Genomic DNA, 16,491 nt, shown 5'->3' with positions numbered 1-16,491 from the left:
TATATCGCAAAAACAAAAAAGTTAAAGCGATATAAAGCAGACGTTCATTGTCACTCCAACATTGTATATCGGGTTAAGGTTTCCGTATAGTAACACCCTGTTTGAACGTTAGATTTTCACCTACAACGAACTTTTAACATGTTATGCTTGTCCAACATGCTGAAAGATTTAGGGAAGGAATTGTACTGCTGACATATCCTTAATTACTCACAACCTAATATTATCTTTCTTATTCGTTGCTACCTGTACCGTAGTACACCAAGCAACCTTTACCAAACCGTTTATGGACGTTCTCTCCTAGACTATACTCAGCGTAAACAAGGAAACGCTTTTGAGAGTATACGCTTAATTTTATGACATTGGCTTAGCGAACCTGTTCAAGTGTTTAGCGTGGTGTTAGGTCATTCCCACGTTTGAAAATTACCGTACACTTCATAAAAAAGACAATACTTAATAGCCCTTGCATCATCAAATTTTTTTCGATAAAATGAAGGTGTAGGATTTTTCCTATTTAGTTTTAATGCGAATGAAACTAACGTAAAAAGTAGGGTGCTACCAACACTCTACTTTTTTTATTGACATTTAAATAACTGTTGAAATAATAAGGTCATCAATGACCCTTTTTGTTTCAATATCAGTGATGAGAACGATATTATGATGACCTACCAATATTCATTAATGGACTTGAAGGCATTGCCTTCTTAATAAGTTCAAAATCCTCTAATGACTGTAAATAACGCTGTGTGGTCGATACATCAGAATGACCTAGCAATTTTGATAATGTGAAGATGTCAATTCCGTTTAAAATACACTGAACAGCGAAGAAATGACGAAACGTATGCGGACTACATCTTACCTCTTCAACTTCTACCCTTTTTCCTGCTTCTTTAACAACGTTGTAGATACCCATATGTGATAAAGGATCGGCTGTATACGATAAGAAATAATGATCTGTCTTGACGATTTTATCTTTGAGGTATTCCTTTCTTAACCGCTCGTATCTAATTAGAATCTTCTTTAATGGTGGGGAGATGAACATTATACGTTCCTTATTCCCCTTACCATTTACTAAAATTGTCGTTTCTTTTACGTTTTTAGTTAATAATCCTCTAATCTCCATTGCTCGTAGTCCACAGTCACTTAACATGGCTACTATTGCCTTATTTCTTGCTTCAATATAGTTTTTATAACTAAATGCGTCTATCATTGCCGATACCTCTTGAACGGTAAATCCCTTTAGTAATTTCTTAGGAACTTTCGGCATCTCTACCTTTTTCGCAATGTTTTCTTTGAGATATTCTTCTTTCTGACACCAAGAAAAGAATGCTCTAACCATTTTAAACATAGATACTATGGATTGTGGCTGTAAGCCCTCCCCATGCTTTGCTCTGACGTATTGCTTTAAATGTAATGTATTGATGGCTTCTAACTCGCTTATCCCCTTCTCATCCATTAGAAACTTTCTTAATTGTTTCATTTCTTGACGTTTGTTCTTCATTGTCTTTGGCGTGAATCCTTTTGCCATGCAGTGATACAAATACTCTTCAATTACATCTTCTAATTCCAAACAAAAAACCACCTTTCCCGTTGGTTTATATTCCAACAGAAAAAGTGGTTTTTTAAGAAAAACAAAGCAAATTTCGTAAAAATTTCAGAGAAAGATAAACCAATGAATACATTGAGTTTATTCATTTTTACGAAATTAATGCTTATATCAGAGCGATGAAACACTTGTGGCTCTAAGGATGAGCCATTCGCTTATTTCATTTGTTGCTTGTTCATTGCGCTCATCATTTGATTGATTTTCTTTTGGGAAGGTTTTTGTCCCATTTGCATCATCATCATTTTTAACATTTGTTCGTTAATTGGTGGATTTTTTTGTAAGTAATTCATCATGTATTTGCGGGCAATGAAAAATCCTAACGCCACGCCTGCTACTAGTGCTACTACGCCCACTAGAATACCTAACCAAATTGGCATATATTTTCCTCCTTCATGTTGTCTACCTTACAGTGTACTAAAACCTTTTCAATAAGACAAGATACAATTCGACATTTTTTACACATATGTTCGTACTTGTTTTAGAGGATTCAGCCATCCGTACTTTGTATTTTCATAATCCATAGCTAAAAATGTTAATTCACACTTTCTTAACACCTCAAAGAACGTCGTTTCCATAGAGACATTTCCAGAGGTATTCATACGAATATAGTGCGGTTTCACCATTATTTCGCCGTACTCCGCTCCCGTATAAATTGTATGTGTATGATGTGTTCTATCATATTTACCAAGAACGCGCAAAGCTTGTTCTAATTTATGATGAATTTTCATTACTTGCAATGGCATCGTTATATACATCATTTGCTTATATAACACTTTTTTCTCCGAAAGGGACCCAGATTCTGAAAATCGAGCAAATAAATCAAAAAACAAATATTCACGACCAAAATAAGCTTTCGCAATATCCTCTTGAATTAAATACAATTCATACGTTTTCATTTTTCCACTCCCAATCTGGACAACCTTTTCTCTTCATTATATATAAGAAAATTTGCAATGATTGTCTGACTGCGGAGAGATAAAAAACTTTTTCTGTCGAAAAAACTCATTTACATAGAAAAACCTCTCCATGCCGGAGAGATTTTTCTGAAATCATTAAAGCATTTCTTTTACTTTACGAACAACGTTCTCTACAGTAAATCCATACTCTTCCATAATCTTCTCACCAGGAGCAGAAGCACCGAATGTATCGATACCTAACACATCTCCTTCAAGACCTACGTAACGGTGCCATCCGAATGTAGCACCCATTTCGATTGCGAAACGTTTTGTTACTGCTTTTGGTAATACAGATTCTTTGTACTCTGCAGTTTGAGCTTCGAAGCGATCCATAGATGGCATGCTGACAACAGCTGCGTCAACGCCGTCTACTGCTAATGCTTTTTGAGCTTCAACAGCTAGGCTTACTTCAGATCCAGTTGCAAGTAAGATTACGTCAGCCGTTTCTTTCTTGCTTGCAGAAACTACATATGCACCTTTTGCTACTTTTTCATACGTATCATCTTTTGCACCTTCTAATGTTGGAAGGTCTTGACGAGTTAATACTAAAGCAGTTGGTTTGTTTGTAGATTCTAAAGCTAGTCTCCAAGCTGCAACAGATTCGTTACCATCAGCAGGACGGATAACAGAAACGTTTGGCATTGCACGAAGCGCTGCTAATTGCTCGATTGGTTCATGTGTTGGACCATCTTCACCAACAGCGATACTGTCATGTGTGAATACATACGTTACTGGCAATTGCATTAATGCTGCAAGGCGAATTGCTGGACGTAAGTAATCAGAGAATACGAAGAACGTACCACCGTAAGTTTTTAAACCACCATGTAGTGCAATACCGTTCATTGCTGCACCCATTGCGAACTCACGTACACCGTACCAAATGTTTTTACCGCTGTAATCATCTCTTGTAAAGTCTTTTTCGTTATTCATGTATGTTTTGTTAGAACCAGCAAGGTCAGCAGATCCACCGAAGAATGATGGTACAGACTCTGCAATAGCATTAATTACAGCACCAGAAGAATTACGAGTTGCTGCTTTTGATCCTAATTCATAAGTTGGTAAGTTTTGCTCCCAACCTTCTGGAAGTTGACCGTTCATTGCTGCTTGGAATTCGTTTGCTAATTCTGGGTATGCTTGTGCATATTCACCTAGCATCGTGTTCCACTCAGCTTGCGCAGTTTCACCAACATCTTGTACTGTTTTACGGAAGTTGTCATATACTTCTTCTGCTACGTGGAAGTCTTGCTCAGCAGTCCAAGCATATGCTTCTTTCGTTAATTTTGTTTCTTCTACACCAAGTGGAGAACCATGTGAAGCTGATTTTCCTGATTTGTTTGGAGAACCGAAACCAATTGTCGTTCTTACTTCAATTAGCGTTGGGCGTTTTTCGTCAGCTTTCGCTTCTTCAATTGCTTTCGCGATTGCTTCAATATCGTTTCCATCCTCAACACGGATTACTTGCCATCCGTATGCTTTGTAACGATCTTCTACACTTTCAGAGAATGAACGATTTAAATCGCCATCTAATGAAATATCGTTTGAATCGTAAAGCACAACAAGACGACCTAATTGTAAATGAGCAGCTAATGAAGATGCTTCAGCAGAAACGCCCTCCATTAAATCTCCATCACCACAAATAGCGTATGTATAATGATCTACTACATTATACGCATCACGGTTATATTTAGCAGCTAAATGTCTTTCAGCCATTGCCATACCTACAGCAGTTGCAATACCTTGTCCAAGTGGACCAGTTGTTGCATCTACACCAGCTGTATGACCATACTCAGGATGTCCTGGAGTTTTGCTTCCCCATTGACGGAAGTTCTTTAAGTCATCCATTGTTACATCATAACCAGATAGGTGAAGTAGGCTGTATAATAACATTGAACCATGACCTGCAGATAATACGAAACGATCACGGTTAAACCACGTTGGGTTATTTGGATTGTGTTTCATAAATTGAGTCCATAATGTATAAGCCATTGGTGCTGCACCCATTGGCATTCCTGGGTGACCAGAGTTTGCTTTTTCAATCGCATCGATGGATAATGTGCGAATCGTGTTGATAGAAAGTTGTTCGATTGAATGTGACATGCTATTCTTCCCTTCGCTTATATTAGTAAACGTTTTATACATTTATATGATAGCTTCCCACGCAAGATTATACAACATGTATCGACAAATATGTTGATATTTTTTTGATTTTTTATAAAAAAATCAATGTTTCCGGGAATGTATGGGCATTCAATATGACATACTTTTTTATTATTTTTATTTTAAAAAGAAAGGGAATTATCTGTATATTTATACAAATTTCTTCTATACTTACTTTTTTAAATACGTTTTTAAAAACATAAAAAAGCATCTAACTTCGATGCTTTTCAAATAAGTTAAACAATCCGTTTCCGAATCGAGCTTGAAATCAAATCAATTATAATTACCATTAAAATAATACCTAATAAAATAATACCAACACGAGACCAATTCCGTGAACTCAGCGCAAAAATTAAAGGTGTACCAATCCCTCCTGCTCCGATAACTCCTAAAATCGCAGCGGATCGTACATTAATTTCAAATCTGTATAACGTATACGATAGAAAATCTGGTAACACTTGCGGTAACACCGCATACCAAAGTATTTGAAAACGATTTGCTCCTGTTGCTAGTAACGCTTCCGTCGGTCCTTTATCTATGTTTTCAATTCCTTCTGAATATAGTTTTCCTAACATTCCAATAGAATGCAATCCTAAGGCTAATACTCCTGCAAAAGAGCCTGGACCAACAGCTTTTATAAATAAAAGAGCCATAACTAATTCAGGAAACGTACGAACAAAACTAAGTACAAATTTCCCAAATCCTGAAGTTAATTTTCCACTACTCATATTCGTTGCCGCCCAAAAAGCAAACGGAACAGATAAAAATGCAGAAATAAATGTACCTAATATCGCAATTGCCAACGTATCAATTAATCCATGTAATAAATCTTCACCATCTGGCAAAGATACATACGCCCAGTCTGGAGTCAATATCCCTGTCATAATTGCTTTTGTAATTTCTCCCGCCGTTTCCTTTATTCCCTCTAGCGGTACTCCTGAAAAAGCCCATATATAAACAAATGTAAGTGCTATAAAAATAAACGAGCGATACACACTCGGTTTCTTCGGTTTTGGTACGATTATCGTCGTTTTACTCATTATAATTTCTCCCGCAACAATGTACTTACATAATCAATTACCAATACAACAACAAGAGTATAGATGATAATAGATGCGGTTTGTTGATATTGTAAAAATCCAAGTGTACGATCATAATATAGTCCAATACCACCTGCTCCTACTAAACCTAGGACAGCCGCTGCCCGTACATTCACCTCAAATGTATATAGTACATAGGAAACAAAGTGTGCTTTTACTTGTGGAATGACTCCATAAACAATCCATTGCACCTTATTAGCCCCTACAGCTGTCATCGCTTCTAGTGGGCCAGGGTCAATTGATTCAATTGATTCATACAACAATTTCGCCACGAGCCCAATTGAGAAAAAAGTAAGAGCTAAAATACCCGGAAGTGGTCCTATTCCAAAAATAGCTACGAAAATTGCCGCTAATAATAAATCTGGTATCGTTCGAATAAAATTTAAAATCAATCGAGCTGGACTGTATAAAAATGTACTAGTAAACACATTACTTGCCGCAAACAGTGCAAGTGGAATAGCTAAAATCGCTCCTAAAGTCGTCCCAATAATCGCCATACGTATTGTATCTAACATTGCTGTTGTAATAACTTGAAAATAACTCCAATCTGGCGGCACCATTTCTTTTAACAAATCCATTATATTAGGAAAACCAACTACTAGCTTTGAAAATGATGCGTCGACCTGTATACTACTTCCCCACAACAGTAAAATGAATAGAATAAACGTTAACATATGTTTTAACTTACTCGGCGGCTTCGGTATCGACTTCGAATATATCGTCACATCATTCATTTAGCTGCCACCTCTAACAATTCACTTTTCTGTGCTACGTCACCATAAATTTCAGCAAACTTTTCATCCGTTGCTGCTTCTACTAAACCATCAAAAACAATTTCGCCTGCATGTAATCCAATAATACGCGTCGCATATTGCCTAGCTAAAGCAATAGAATGTAAGTTTACAATTGTTGTAATTCCAAAATCTTCATTAATTTTCTTTAAATCATCTAATACTTGCTTTGTTGTTAGCGGATCTAACGACGCAACAGGTTCATCTGCCAATATGATTTTTGCTTCTTGCGCCAATGCTCTAGCTATCGATACACGTTGTTGTTGTCCTCCTGATAATTCATCAGCACGTGCATATGCTTTTTCTAAAATATTCACTCTTTTTAACGCTTGAAATGCGAGCTCCACATCCTCTTTCGGAAACAAACCTAACGTTGTACGCAATGTCGAATGATATCCAACACGGCCAGCTAATACATTCTTCAATACTGTTGATCGCTTTACAAGGTTAAAACTTTGAAAGATCATACCAATATCCCGGCGCATACGTCGTAAATCTTTTCCTTTTGCAGCAGTAATAGACTCACATTCAATCATGATTTCGCCTTCTGTAATCTCATGAAGACGATTTACCGATTTTAGAAGTGTAGACTTTCCAGCTCCGGACAGCCCTACCATTATAACAAACTCACCTTTTTGAATTTTCAAGTTTATATTATTCAATCCTTTTGTACCATTTGGATACACTTTGGAGACATTTCGAAATTCTATCACACATCTTACCTACCTTCTATGTATTCAAAACGGCAAACTAACTGAAAACATTCCCTTTCAGCTAGCTGCCATTTCCATATGTATTATTGCGTTTTTACTTTCTTCCCATATTCACGAACGATGTCAAATTTACTATCATCAGATTTAACATATCCTTCATGTGAATATACTTCTTTAATGATTTTGTGACCTTCCTCATTTTTTCCAATTTCAATGAAAGCATCCTGTAATTTCTTGCTCCACTCTTCATCTAAATCAGAACGTACCGAAATCGTATCGTTTGGAATTTTCTCCGTAAATTTCACTATTTTCGTTTGCTCGAATATATTCGGATAATCTTTTTTTACAATATTACGAGCATCTTGGAATACAACAGCTGCATCTACGTCACCATTTAAAAGAGCAATAAGCGACTGATCGTGACCTTTTAATGTAACAGGTTTCACATCTTTTAACGGATCAATTCCCTCTTTTAATAGAACAGCTGCAGGCCATACATACCCTGCTGATGATGTTACGTCTTGATAACCAATCTTTTTACCTTTTAAATCTTTTACACTATTTATATTAGAGTCTTTTTTAACAACAAACTCAGATTTATAATAATCTACTAAATCTTTTGTAGGAGCTCCTGTTTCATCCTCTACTCCAAAACGTTGTGCTTGTAAAATTACATTTGCAGCCTTCTTTTCATGTGCTAATACGTACGCTGTTGGCGGTAAAAATCCTACATCTACTTGTTTAGATGCCATCGCTTCTACAATTGTATTGTAGTTCGTTGAAATACTAACTTTTACTGGAATATTTAACTTATCACTTAATAGCTTCTCAAGCGGTTTTGCCTTCGCCTCTAACGTATCTGCATTTTGAGAAGGAACAAATTGAACATTTAAAGTCTTCGGTACATACCCTTTTTTCGTATCTTCATTTTTACTTGCACTTGATTCCTTCGTTCCACAGCCACTTAATAATCCCGCTGCTAGTACAACTGTTGTGCTCATTGCAAAAACTTTTTTCAACATATTAATGCCTCCATTTTTCATTGTTATAAAATAACCTTTCATAAACATGAAGAAATATATCACATATTTTTACAAATAATTGATTATTTACAGAATCTTTACACATTCTATACACTCACATTAAAATTCTCTTCACATATTTGATATGATGAATTGGAAGATAACAATAGAAAAGGTGAGTCATATTGGAACAAAATCAAACTGTAACTTTAAACATCTTATTAACAAGCGATATACATGGCACTGTTTATCCTATTCACTACCAAGATAACTCCCCAGCAGAACTTGGTTTAGCTAAAATTTCTACTCTTATAAAAAAAGAACGTTCCCAAAATACAAACGTTCTTTTAATTGATAATGGCGACTTTATTCAAGGAACACCATTTACTTATCATTATGTTACATACGAAAAAAACAAAAAAAACCCAATGTCCTTATTAGCGAATTACTTACAGTATGACGCTGCAATTATCGGCAATCATGAGTTTAATTACGGGATGGGTATATTAAATAATGCTGTGACTACTGCGAACTTCCCGTACCTATCAGCAAACATTTTAGATAAAAACATAAAGAAACCTTATTTCGGAAAACCTTATATAATCAAACAGATTGAATCCAATATAAAAATTGCTATTTTAGGGGTGACAACGCACTACATTACCAATTGGGAACAACCCCATCACATTAAAGACTTACAATTTGAAGATGCATTAGAAACAACGAAAAAGTGGGTTTCTTACATTCGCAAACATGAGAAACCAGATTTACTAGTCGTAGCGTATCACGGGGGAGTTGAACGAGATTTACAAACCGGGGTACCGACTGAAGTTTTAACAGGAGAAAACCAAGGATATGCAATGTGCCATGAAATTGAAGACATAGATATTTTATTAACAGGCCACCAACACCGGGAAATTGCTCACACAATGGCTAACGGTGTAACAATTTTACAGACCGGATGTAATGGAAACTCAGTTGGAAAAGTAAAAATAACATTCGAAAAAACAAAACATAAATGGGTTAAAAAAGAGAGTTCTTCTGAATTATTATCTGTACAAGGAGTTGAGGCTGACCAAGATGCACTTTCATTGGTAGCCGATTATGAAGAGAAAACACAAAAGTGGCTTGATCAACCTATTGGAATCATTCAGGGGGATATGCAAATTTCAGATGCTATGCAAACTCGTTTGCATGATCATCCTTTTATCGAATTCATAAATAAAATACAGATGGATATAGCTAATGTATCAATTTCTTGTACAAGTTTGTTCCATAATACATCTCCAGGTTTCCCGGAACATGTAACAATGCGTGACATCGTTTCTAATTATATTTATCCGAACACATTAAAAGTAATTAGACTAACTGGAGCGGACATAAAAAATGCTCTTGAACTCTCTGCTTCTTATTTTACATTAAAAACAGATGGATCCATCACCGTAAGTCCTACCTACATAGAACCAAAGCCACAACATTATAATTATGATATGTGGGAAGGGATTTCATACGTATTAAACATTTCAAAACCAATTGGTGAAAGAGTAGAATCTTTACAGCATAACAGTGCTCCTCTTAATATGAATGAAGAATATGACGTTGTAATGAATAATTATCGTGCAAGTGGCGGGGGAAATTTCTTTATGTTTCAAAACAAACCGGTAGTAAAAGATATCCCCACAGATATGTCTGAACTTATCGCTAATTATATATTGGAACATAAAACGATAGAAGCAACAGTTAATAACAACTGGAAAGTTATTAAATAACGATTTTTAAATATAAAAAAGATGGGCTTCGCCCATCTTTTAATTTAATCTTGCATTATCTTGCTTTTTTAAAGCTTTTAATTTCGTCGGTGTAACATCTGTACCTTCTTCGTTAACAACTTTAATACCTTTAAGTTCGTTTAACATATTTTGACGAAATCCTTTTAAATATTGTTCACGTAGCGATTGACGCTCACGTTGCTCTTCTTCAGTTAAACCTTCAGCTTTTGCTTTTTTCGCTAAGAAGTTAATGCGTTCAACGAGTTCGTGATTAATCATCTCGAATCCCCCTTCTAATCAAAACTGATTATTATCATACAATAGTTACTCTTCTTTATCAAGCAATTGCTTCGTATACTCTACATATCTACGATGTACAGTCGCCTTTGAAACATTATGACCAAATCCACGTAATGTTGCTGCAATTTCTTCAAACGTGAGTTCACTTTTTCGCAAACGTACAATTTCCTCAATTGGCACTTCTTTTTTCTCTCTTCCTACACTTAAATGACGATTTTTTAAATTTTTTTCTGGACGATAACCTTTTTCTACTGCACGTTGCATACCACGTTTAATTTTCAAATTATGAATCTTTCTTTGATATTCTTCAACAATACCAATAATATCTAATACCATTGAATCAGAATCCGACAATTGTAATTCACCATTATGTGTATGCGTATATACTTTTATGCCTTCTTTATGTAAACAATGCATTAACGCGATCTTCGCATTTCCTCTACCAAGACGCGTTTCATCTTGTATAAGTAACACATCAATTTGTTCGTCTCGAATTGTATCCAACACCTCTAATATACCGTCACGTTCAATTATATATCCACTAGCCTGCTCTTCAATCACCTTAGTAACATTCATTTGATAGCGCTCAGCTAAATGCAATAATTCATCTTTTTGACGTAATAATGATGTTTCTTGCGCTTCTTTCGTTGTACTCACACGTGCATAAATAATTGCATTCATTTTGAACCCCTCTTTCTCCCTATTATTTCCCTATAGTGTAACATAAATCCGCCATTTGTTCGAACTTATGTTTGTAGAATGTTTTTTCACATGTTATACTTATTAATAAGAAAAATGAAAGAAAACGAGGTGTTAGAAAACATGGAAAAGTTAACGAAACGCCAGCAAGACATTCTCGACTTTATTAAGCTAAAAGTACAAGAAAAAGGATATCCACCTTCCGTACGTGAAATTGGTCAAGCAGTCGGCCTCGCTTCTAGTTCTACAGTGCACGGACATTTATCACGATTAGAAGAAAAAGGATACATTCGACGCGATCCAACAAAACCACGTGCAATTGAAATTTTAGGTGAAGACCGAATGGATACGGAAACACAATCTGTTATTCAAGTTCCAATTGTCGGAAAAGTCACTGCTGGTTTACCAATTACAGCGGTCGAAAGCGTAGAAGAACATTTCCCACTTCCAGCTAGTATTGTTGCTGGAGCAGACCAAGTGTTCATGTTACGTATTTCTGGAGATAGTATGATTGAAGCTGGTATTTTCGATGGAGATTTAGTTGTTGTTCGCCAACAGCAGTCTGCATATAATGGTGAAATTGTAGTCGCTTTAACAGAGGATAACGAAGCAACAGTTAAACGTTTCTATAAAGAAAAAGACCATTTCCGTCTACAACCAGAAAACTCTTCATTAGAACCTATCATTTTAAAACAAGTGTCAGTTATCGGGAAAGTAATTGGCGTATATCGTGATTTACATTAAAAATAAAAAAAAGAAGATAATTACCTTATTTATATACGGTAATTATCTTCTTTTTGTATTTTGATAGATTTCCATGCATTCTATTTCTTATTAACGAGTTTCAATCGTCACATCTCCCGCAGCCGTTTTACCGCTAATCTTTTTACTGCCATTTCCAATTGTTACATTTTTATTTTCTTCATTAAAAATTGTTACATCTCCAGCAGCACTTTGCCCAGTAATTACCGCATCTTGTGGTTTTTCCGATAAAGTAATATCTATATCTCCCGCAGTTGAACTTGCTTCTAGATTATACTTAGAATCATGATCTTGAATATTTATTTCCCCACTTGTTGTTTTTGCGGTCACTTTCCCTAATACCTTCTTAAAGTTCACCTCACCAGCTTTTGTCGATCCCTCCACATTCTTAGCCGTTACTTGTTTCAACTCTACTTCTCCAGCAAGTGTTCTAACACTTACGCTATCACTTTTCACATCACTCATTTCGATTTGTCCAGCAGATGAATTTACTTTTACATCTTGGTAAGAGCGTTCGGGCACAAGGAGAGTCAATTTAGACGTTTGAAACCTAAAATCGTAAAAAGAAAAATCAAATGAAGCACCTTTTTCTCTTTCCCCAATAATTTTTAATGTGTCACCATCTTCTGCGATACGAATCTCTTGTTTACGTACATCTCCCGATTGCTTTACATAAAAAGAAGAGTCAGGAGATTTTTGGACAATAATATCCCCGGCATCTAACTTAACTTCTATATTTTTTAATGTTTCGTTTTTAATTACATTTTCTTTATCGCCTTTTTCAGCAGTTTGTACTGCTTTTTCATATGTTTGGGAAATTCCTATTACTCCAATAATGATACAAGCGATAGCGATTAAAAATAGTTTTTTCATCATTTACTCTCCTTTTATCATTTTGAAGTTCCATATTACATATCGTACACACAATCTCTTAAACCACTTTGTACTATAAAAAGCGATAATACATAACAATAAACCTACCCCAACAAACGTTATACTAACGAAAAGATCCAACCATATAAAAGTACCCATAAATACTTTTCCAATAATGAAAAATGGTGTTACTACACTAGCAATACCACCGATCCAAAAAGAAAATATAAAAGCAATAATTGCGACTAACGGGCCTAACACAATAATAAAATTAAACAAACTAAGTCCAATCGCTGCCATAACAGCTCTTGTCACATTTGAAGTCGATGGATTTTTTTTCATTTCATCGAAGCGATACATCGCAAGTAATTCTTTCGCGATTACTTTCGGAGAACCAAGGCTCTGTATTATTTCCGATTCAGTTTTCCCCTCTTCTAGTCCAAACTGAAAGTGCTCTTCATAATCCAATAAAATATCTTGCCTCTCTTCCTCTGGTAACTTTCTAAGATAACTTGATAATTCTTTAAGAAACCCTTCTTTACTCATCCCATTCCACCCCTTCAATAATTTCTTGTACCCCTTTCGCAAAATCACGCCATTCTGTTACTAACAAATGAAATTGCGTCTCCCCTTGCTCTGTTAATTGATAATATTTACGAGGTGGCCCTTCCGTAGATTCCTTTAAATACGTTTGAAAATACCCTTCTTTCGTCAAACGACGTAATAAAGGGTATACTGACCCTTCCGATATTAAAAATTTATTAGAAATTTGCTGAACAAGTTCATAACCGTAACTATCTTTACGTTTTACAAGTGCTAATACACAAAGTTCAAGCACACCTTTTTTAAACTGAACGTTCAAGTGCCATCCTCCTTTCCTATCTTAGTACTGTTCAATACACGGTACCTGTTTTATCCATAATATACCACTTGGTATTATTTATTGCAAGGTACTGTATTTTTCATTTTTATATTTAGCACTATTCACACTCACAACATCAAACGTCGAGCAAAACATACAATACAATTATTCTATATATGTTCACAGCTACCACGCATATTAAACACTTGTTCAACCACCTCTTCCTGAACTGCAAAATGATTAAACCTTTTACATTAAATTAAAAATATACGGTACCACCTCAAATAATCTCTTTGATTTTTTCAGACATTTCACAAGCGCCTCTTTTGCCCGCGAAAAGAAAAGTCCGGATACCATAGTATCAAAGCTTTTCTTTTCGTATAGGGACATATACCGACCGCGTTCCCATCGGTGAACTTATGTATGGAATATATCCTCTGAATTTAACAAGTTTTAAATTGCGCTAAAAATCCAAAATAAGTGGGAGCAAGTTTAAAGGTGGTGGATCCAGTTTTACTTCTACAAAATTGGCCTTTAAAATGGATTATCGATATACAAAAAGCACCAAATAAACACTTAAAATAGAGGTATTTAAATACTAATGCATGCTAAAAATATTACTGAATTAAAAAACAAATAAATAATATTATTAACATCTTGGAAAGAATGATTGATGATATAAATAAACATTACAAAGCAGCTGTCGTTATATTAGAAACTAAAGAACTTTCTTTACTATCCAGACTAGATTTCAAGATTTTTGATAGCGTTTGAGCACATCTCGACTCTTGTAGTTATTATGATAATCCTATATTAGGTGAAATGTGTAAGGTAGAACAGTCTCTTCAGTCTATATTAAATAGAAATAAATAATATTAGACCATCCTCAAAATAGAATTGATATATAGGAGTACAAACTCATTGGTACATAGACAAATTGATTGAACTTTGAAAATAGAAAAATCAATTGATTTAGAACTCATAGAAATTACGAATATAATAAATAAAAAAAGACCACCTATTACAGGCGGTCTTTTTTTATTTCACATATATATAAATTTCATTTGCTGTTAAATAGTATGTTTTCCCTTTGCTGTTGTGTACTTTATATTGTGGAGATCCATTTACACTTACTTTAGCATCAATAGTGAATCCTAATCCTATATTTACAGTACCAGCAACATCTTTATCCTGCCAAGATAGGGATTCATAGAATCGTAGATTGTCCACTTTGGAAATAACCTTTTTACCAACTAATGTAGAAGCATCCATCCCCTTGTAACGGATATATGAGGAATCATAATAAATCCACTGATTACTTCCAATATCTAACCAATCTCCTACCTTCTTACCTACTTTATATGTCTCACCCTTTTGTAGTTTACGAATGACTTTGTTCTTAGTTGATGGTCCAGAACGCAAGTTTACATTGTATCCCTCAATATTTACAACACCATTCGCCTCCACTATGCTAGGTAAATCATTTGACTCTTGTGGTTTAGCATCAACCGCAACTGAATCACTGTTATAGACATTTAACACATCCGCTCGAAATTTAGCCTCAGATACACCATGACTACGAAGATAATCAAGAGGGTCCTCATGATCTGTTCCACCTAATTTATAGGTAACATCCTTATGTGTCCATAGGCCCTTAGAAGGATGAATATTTCGTTCTCGCAAGATTTCTCCAATTAACTTTACATATCGCTCATAAGAACGTTTGAATTTGGATGAATCACTTGTCTCACACAATTCAACATGAACAAATCTAGTATTTGCTGCTGGACCTGCCCCCCATGCACGATATTTAATAGATGCTATTTGAATCTTTTCTTCCCAATCAACTGCATAATGAACAAATGCCGAACGCCATGTACGAGACTCATATTTTTGAATATTAATTGCTGGCGCCTCAGGGGTAGCTGTAGAATGTGCCACAACACCTTCAAAAGCACCAACACCATAACGGAAAGGTTGCTTAGGCAATTCAGGAATAAGTAGCGTTCTATCAGCAAATGCATTGGTTTCAATTGTTACTATTAAAATCATAGTAACAAATATGGATAAAATATATTTGCATTTCTTTTTCATTGCTTATTGTCATCCTTTTTCATAATTTTCGTATGATCAAATAATCCACTTGCTGATAATCCGATAATTATTCCTTGAAATATATTCATTTTGGTATCTTGAGACAAAAATAAAACGCCTAACGTAATGCCAAGCGTCAAATTAAATACTGGGATATATTTTGTTTGCAGTCCAGTTGTTTTTGCAATTTGTGAAATTCCTACAACAACCCCAATCATTGCCGTAATTTCAATCATTACATACCTCCCCCTTTCAAAAAGAAGGTAAGAGCAACTCCAATTATTCCACCGATAATAAGGCGTAAGATCCAAGTTGTATTAGCACTGATTTTATCTAATTGCTTATTGATATTAATAATATCTTTTTCATTACCTGTCGTCCGCATTTCTAAACTTCTAATCTCTAATCGTATATCCTTAATATCTTGCCTTATTTCCTGAACATTACTTTGCACCTCTTGTAAACCATCCATATTTCCACCTCTTTCCCACTTCTTATTTAATTTAAAATTAAAAATCCTATATTACATATGCTTGGCTTTGCGTTTCATTATTGAGTTCCTTCTTTTTTATCTGTCTCATCTATATGTCCCTCAATAGAGCCCGCACCATCAACTTTTGTAGGAATTTTTACTGTGTTTAATTCGTTTGTGATTTCACTTTTTTTCGTTAATATTTCTATGGATTTGTTAAACTCTTCATTTGTCTGTTGCATTTTAGTCACTGTTTTATCTATTTCACCTTTTGTATTTTTCACAGTAATTATGATTGTAGAACCTCTCTAAGATTCC

Annotated in this window: 19 protein-coding genes; 2 read left to right on the top strand and 17 right to left on the bottom strand. The window is 35.1% G+C overall.

The annotated features are described in order from the left end of the window. Positions 1–652: 652 nt before the first annotated feature. The 8 genes from BLT20_RS27390 to BLT20_RS27355 all read right to left on the bottom strand — a co-directional run bounded on the left by BLT20_RS27390 (position 653) and on the right by BLT20_RS27355 (position 8,342). On the bottom strand, positions 653–1,567 hold the full coding sequence (locus tag BLT20_RS27390) for a tyrosine-type recombinase/integrase (RefSeq protein WP_073340277.1): 915 nt from the start codon (positions 1,565–1,567) through the stop codon (positions 653–655). Positions 1,568–1,758: 191 nt separating this feature from the next. Further along, complete coding sequence (locus BLT20_RS27385; RefSeq protein WP_001123317.1) at positions 1,759–1,980, bottom strand: YneF family protein; 222 nt, start codon at positions 1,978–1,980, stop codon at positions 1,759–1,761. Positions 1,981–2,058: 78 nt separating this feature from the next. Continuing rightward, complete coding sequence (gene sirA, locus BLT20_RS27380) at positions 2,059–2,499, bottom strand: sporulation inhibitor of replication protein SirA (RefSeq protein ID WP_000860636.1); 441 nt, start codon at positions 2,497–2,499, stop codon at positions 2,059–2,061. A gap of 156 nt (positions 2,500–2,655) precedes the next feature. Continuing rightward, complete coding sequence (gene tkt, locus BLT20_RS27375) at positions 2,656–4,656, bottom strand: transketolase (protein WP_000019766.1); 2,001 nt, start codon at positions 4,654–4,656, stop codon at positions 2,656–2,658. A gap of 296 nt (positions 4,657–4,952) precedes the next feature. Continuing rightward, positions 4,953–5,756, bottom strand: a complete 804-nt coding sequence (gene phnE, locus BLT20_RS27370; RefSeq protein ID WP_000047894.1) for a phosphonate ABC transporter, permease protein PhnE — start codon at positions 5,754–5,756, stop codon at positions 4,953–4,955. Next, on the bottom strand, positions 5,756–6,550 hold the full coding sequence (phnE, locus tag BLT20_RS27365) for a phosphonate ABC transporter, permease protein PhnE (protein WP_001000763.1): 795 nt from the start codon (positions 6,548–6,550) through the stop codon (positions 5,756–5,758). The genes phnE (BLT20_RS27370) and phnE (BLT20_RS27365) overlap by 1 nt, the downstream gene beginning before the upstream one ends. Further along, positions 6,547–7,320 (bottom strand): phosphonate ABC transporter ATP-binding protein, encoded by a 774-nt coding sequence (phnC, locus tag BLT20_RS27360; RefSeq protein WP_000569240.1) that lies wholly within the window; start codon positions 7,318–7,320, stop codon positions 6,547–6,549. Before phnC ends, phnE (BLT20_RS27365) begins: the two co-directional genes overlap by 4 nt. 83 nt (positions 7,321–7,403) lie before the next feature. Beyond that, positions 7,404–8,342: a phosphate/phosphite/phosphonate ABC transporter substrate-binding protein gene (locus BLT20_RS27355; protein ID WP_000915065.1), complete on the bottom strand. Its 939-nt coding sequence runs from the start codon at positions 8,340–8,342 to the stop codon at positions 7,404–7,406. A 185-nt stretch (positions 8,343–8,527) separates the two neighbouring features. On the opposite strand from BLT20_RS27355, the gene BLT20_RS27350 reads away from it, so the two are divergent. After that, on the top strand, positions 8,528–10,111 hold the full coding sequence (locus tag BLT20_RS27350) for a bifunctional metallophosphatase/5'-nucleotidase (RefSeq protein ID WP_000437455.1): 1,584 nt from the start codon (positions 8,528–8,530) through the stop codon (positions 10,109–10,111). 39 nt (positions 10,112–10,150) lie between these two features. Here the strand turns inward: BLT20_RS27350 and BLT20_RS27345 are convergent, their stop codons facing one another. Together BLT20_RS27345 and BLT20_RS27340 are read right to left on the bottom strand one after the other, a co-directional pair. Next, positions 10,151–10,390, bottom strand: coding sequence for a DUF896 domain-containing protein (locus tag BLT20_RS27345; protein WP_000607016.1), 240 nt, complete (start codon positions 10,388–10,390; stop codon positions 10,151–10,153). Between the two features lie 45 nt (positions 10,391–10,435). Then, positions 10,436–11,092: a YneB family resolvase-like protein gene (locus BLT20_RS27340; RefSeq protein WP_000991468.1), complete on the bottom strand. Its 657-nt coding sequence runs from the start codon at positions 11,090–11,092 to the stop codon at positions 10,436–10,438. Positions 11,093–11,233: 141 nt separating this feature from the next. On the opposite strand from BLT20_RS27340, the gene lexA reads away from it, so the two are divergent. After that, complete coding sequence (gene lexA / locus BLT20_RS27335; RefSeq protein WP_000413738.1) at positions 11,234–11,854, top strand: transcriptional repressor LexA; 621 nt, start codon at positions 11,234–11,236, stop codon at positions 11,852–11,854. Between the two features lie 90 nt (positions 11,855–11,944). Here lexA and BLT20_RS27330 read toward each other — a convergent pair whose 3' ends face one another. The 7 genes from BLT20_RS27330 to BLT20_RS27300 form a co-directional block, all read right to left on the bottom strand. Then, on the bottom strand, positions 11,945–12,748 hold the full coding sequence (locus BLT20_RS27330) for a DUF4097 family beta strand repeat-containing protein (protein WP_000976237.1): 804 nt from the start codon (positions 12,746–12,748) through the stop codon (positions 11,945–11,947). Beyond that, a complete protein-coding gene (locus tag BLT20_RS27325; RefSeq protein ID WP_000031387.1) occupies positions 12,749–13,291 on the bottom strand; it encodes a DUF1700 domain-containing protein in 543 nt (180 codons plus the stop codon). Continuing rightward, positions 13,284–13,607 carry a PadR family transcriptional regulator gene (locus BLT20_RS27320; protein ID WP_001102628.1) on the bottom strand — a complete coding sequence of 108 codons (324 nt, stop codon included), beginning with the start codon at positions 13,605–13,607 and terminating at the stop codon, positions 13,284–13,286. Before BLT20_RS27320 ends, BLT20_RS27325 begins: the two co-directional genes overlap by 8 nt. Before the next feature lie 1,038 nt (positions 13,608–14,645). Next, positions 14,646–15,701 (bottom strand): N-acetylmuramoyl-L-alanine amidase, encoded by a 1,056-nt coding sequence (locus tag BLT20_RS27315; protein WP_000725955.1) that lies wholly within the window; start codon positions 15,699–15,701, stop codon positions 14,646–14,648. After that, complete coding sequence (locus BLT20_RS27310) at positions 15,698–15,937, bottom strand: holin (protein WP_000570187.1); 240 nt, start codon at positions 15,935–15,937, stop codon at positions 15,698–15,700. The genes BLT20_RS27315 and BLT20_RS27310 overlap by 4 nt, the downstream gene beginning before the upstream one ends. Then, complete coding sequence (locus BLT20_RS27305) at positions 15,937–16,173, bottom strand: hemolysin XhlA family protein (RefSeq protein WP_000348875.1); 237 nt, start codon at positions 16,171–16,173, stop codon at positions 15,937–15,939. The genes BLT20_RS27310 and BLT20_RS27305 overlap by 1 nt, the downstream gene beginning before the upstream one ends. A 77-nt stretch (positions 16,174–16,250) precedes the next feature. Further along, positions 16,251–16,457 (bottom strand): hypothetical protein, encoded by a 207-nt coding sequence (locus tag BLT20_RS27300; protein WP_002026207.1) that lies wholly within the window; start codon positions 16,455–16,457, stop codon positions 16,251–16,253. Positions 16,458–16,491: the final 34 nt, after the last annotated feature.

The sequence above is a fragment of the Bacillus sp. cl96 genome (genome assembly GCF_900100505.1).
Lineage (GTDB): Bacteria > Bacillota > Bacilli > Bacillales > Bacillaceae_G > Bacillus_A > Bacillus_A cereus.
The sequence above is the reverse complement of the archived record's forward strand: the minus strand, read 5'-3'. Positions and strand labels throughout refer to the sequence as shown.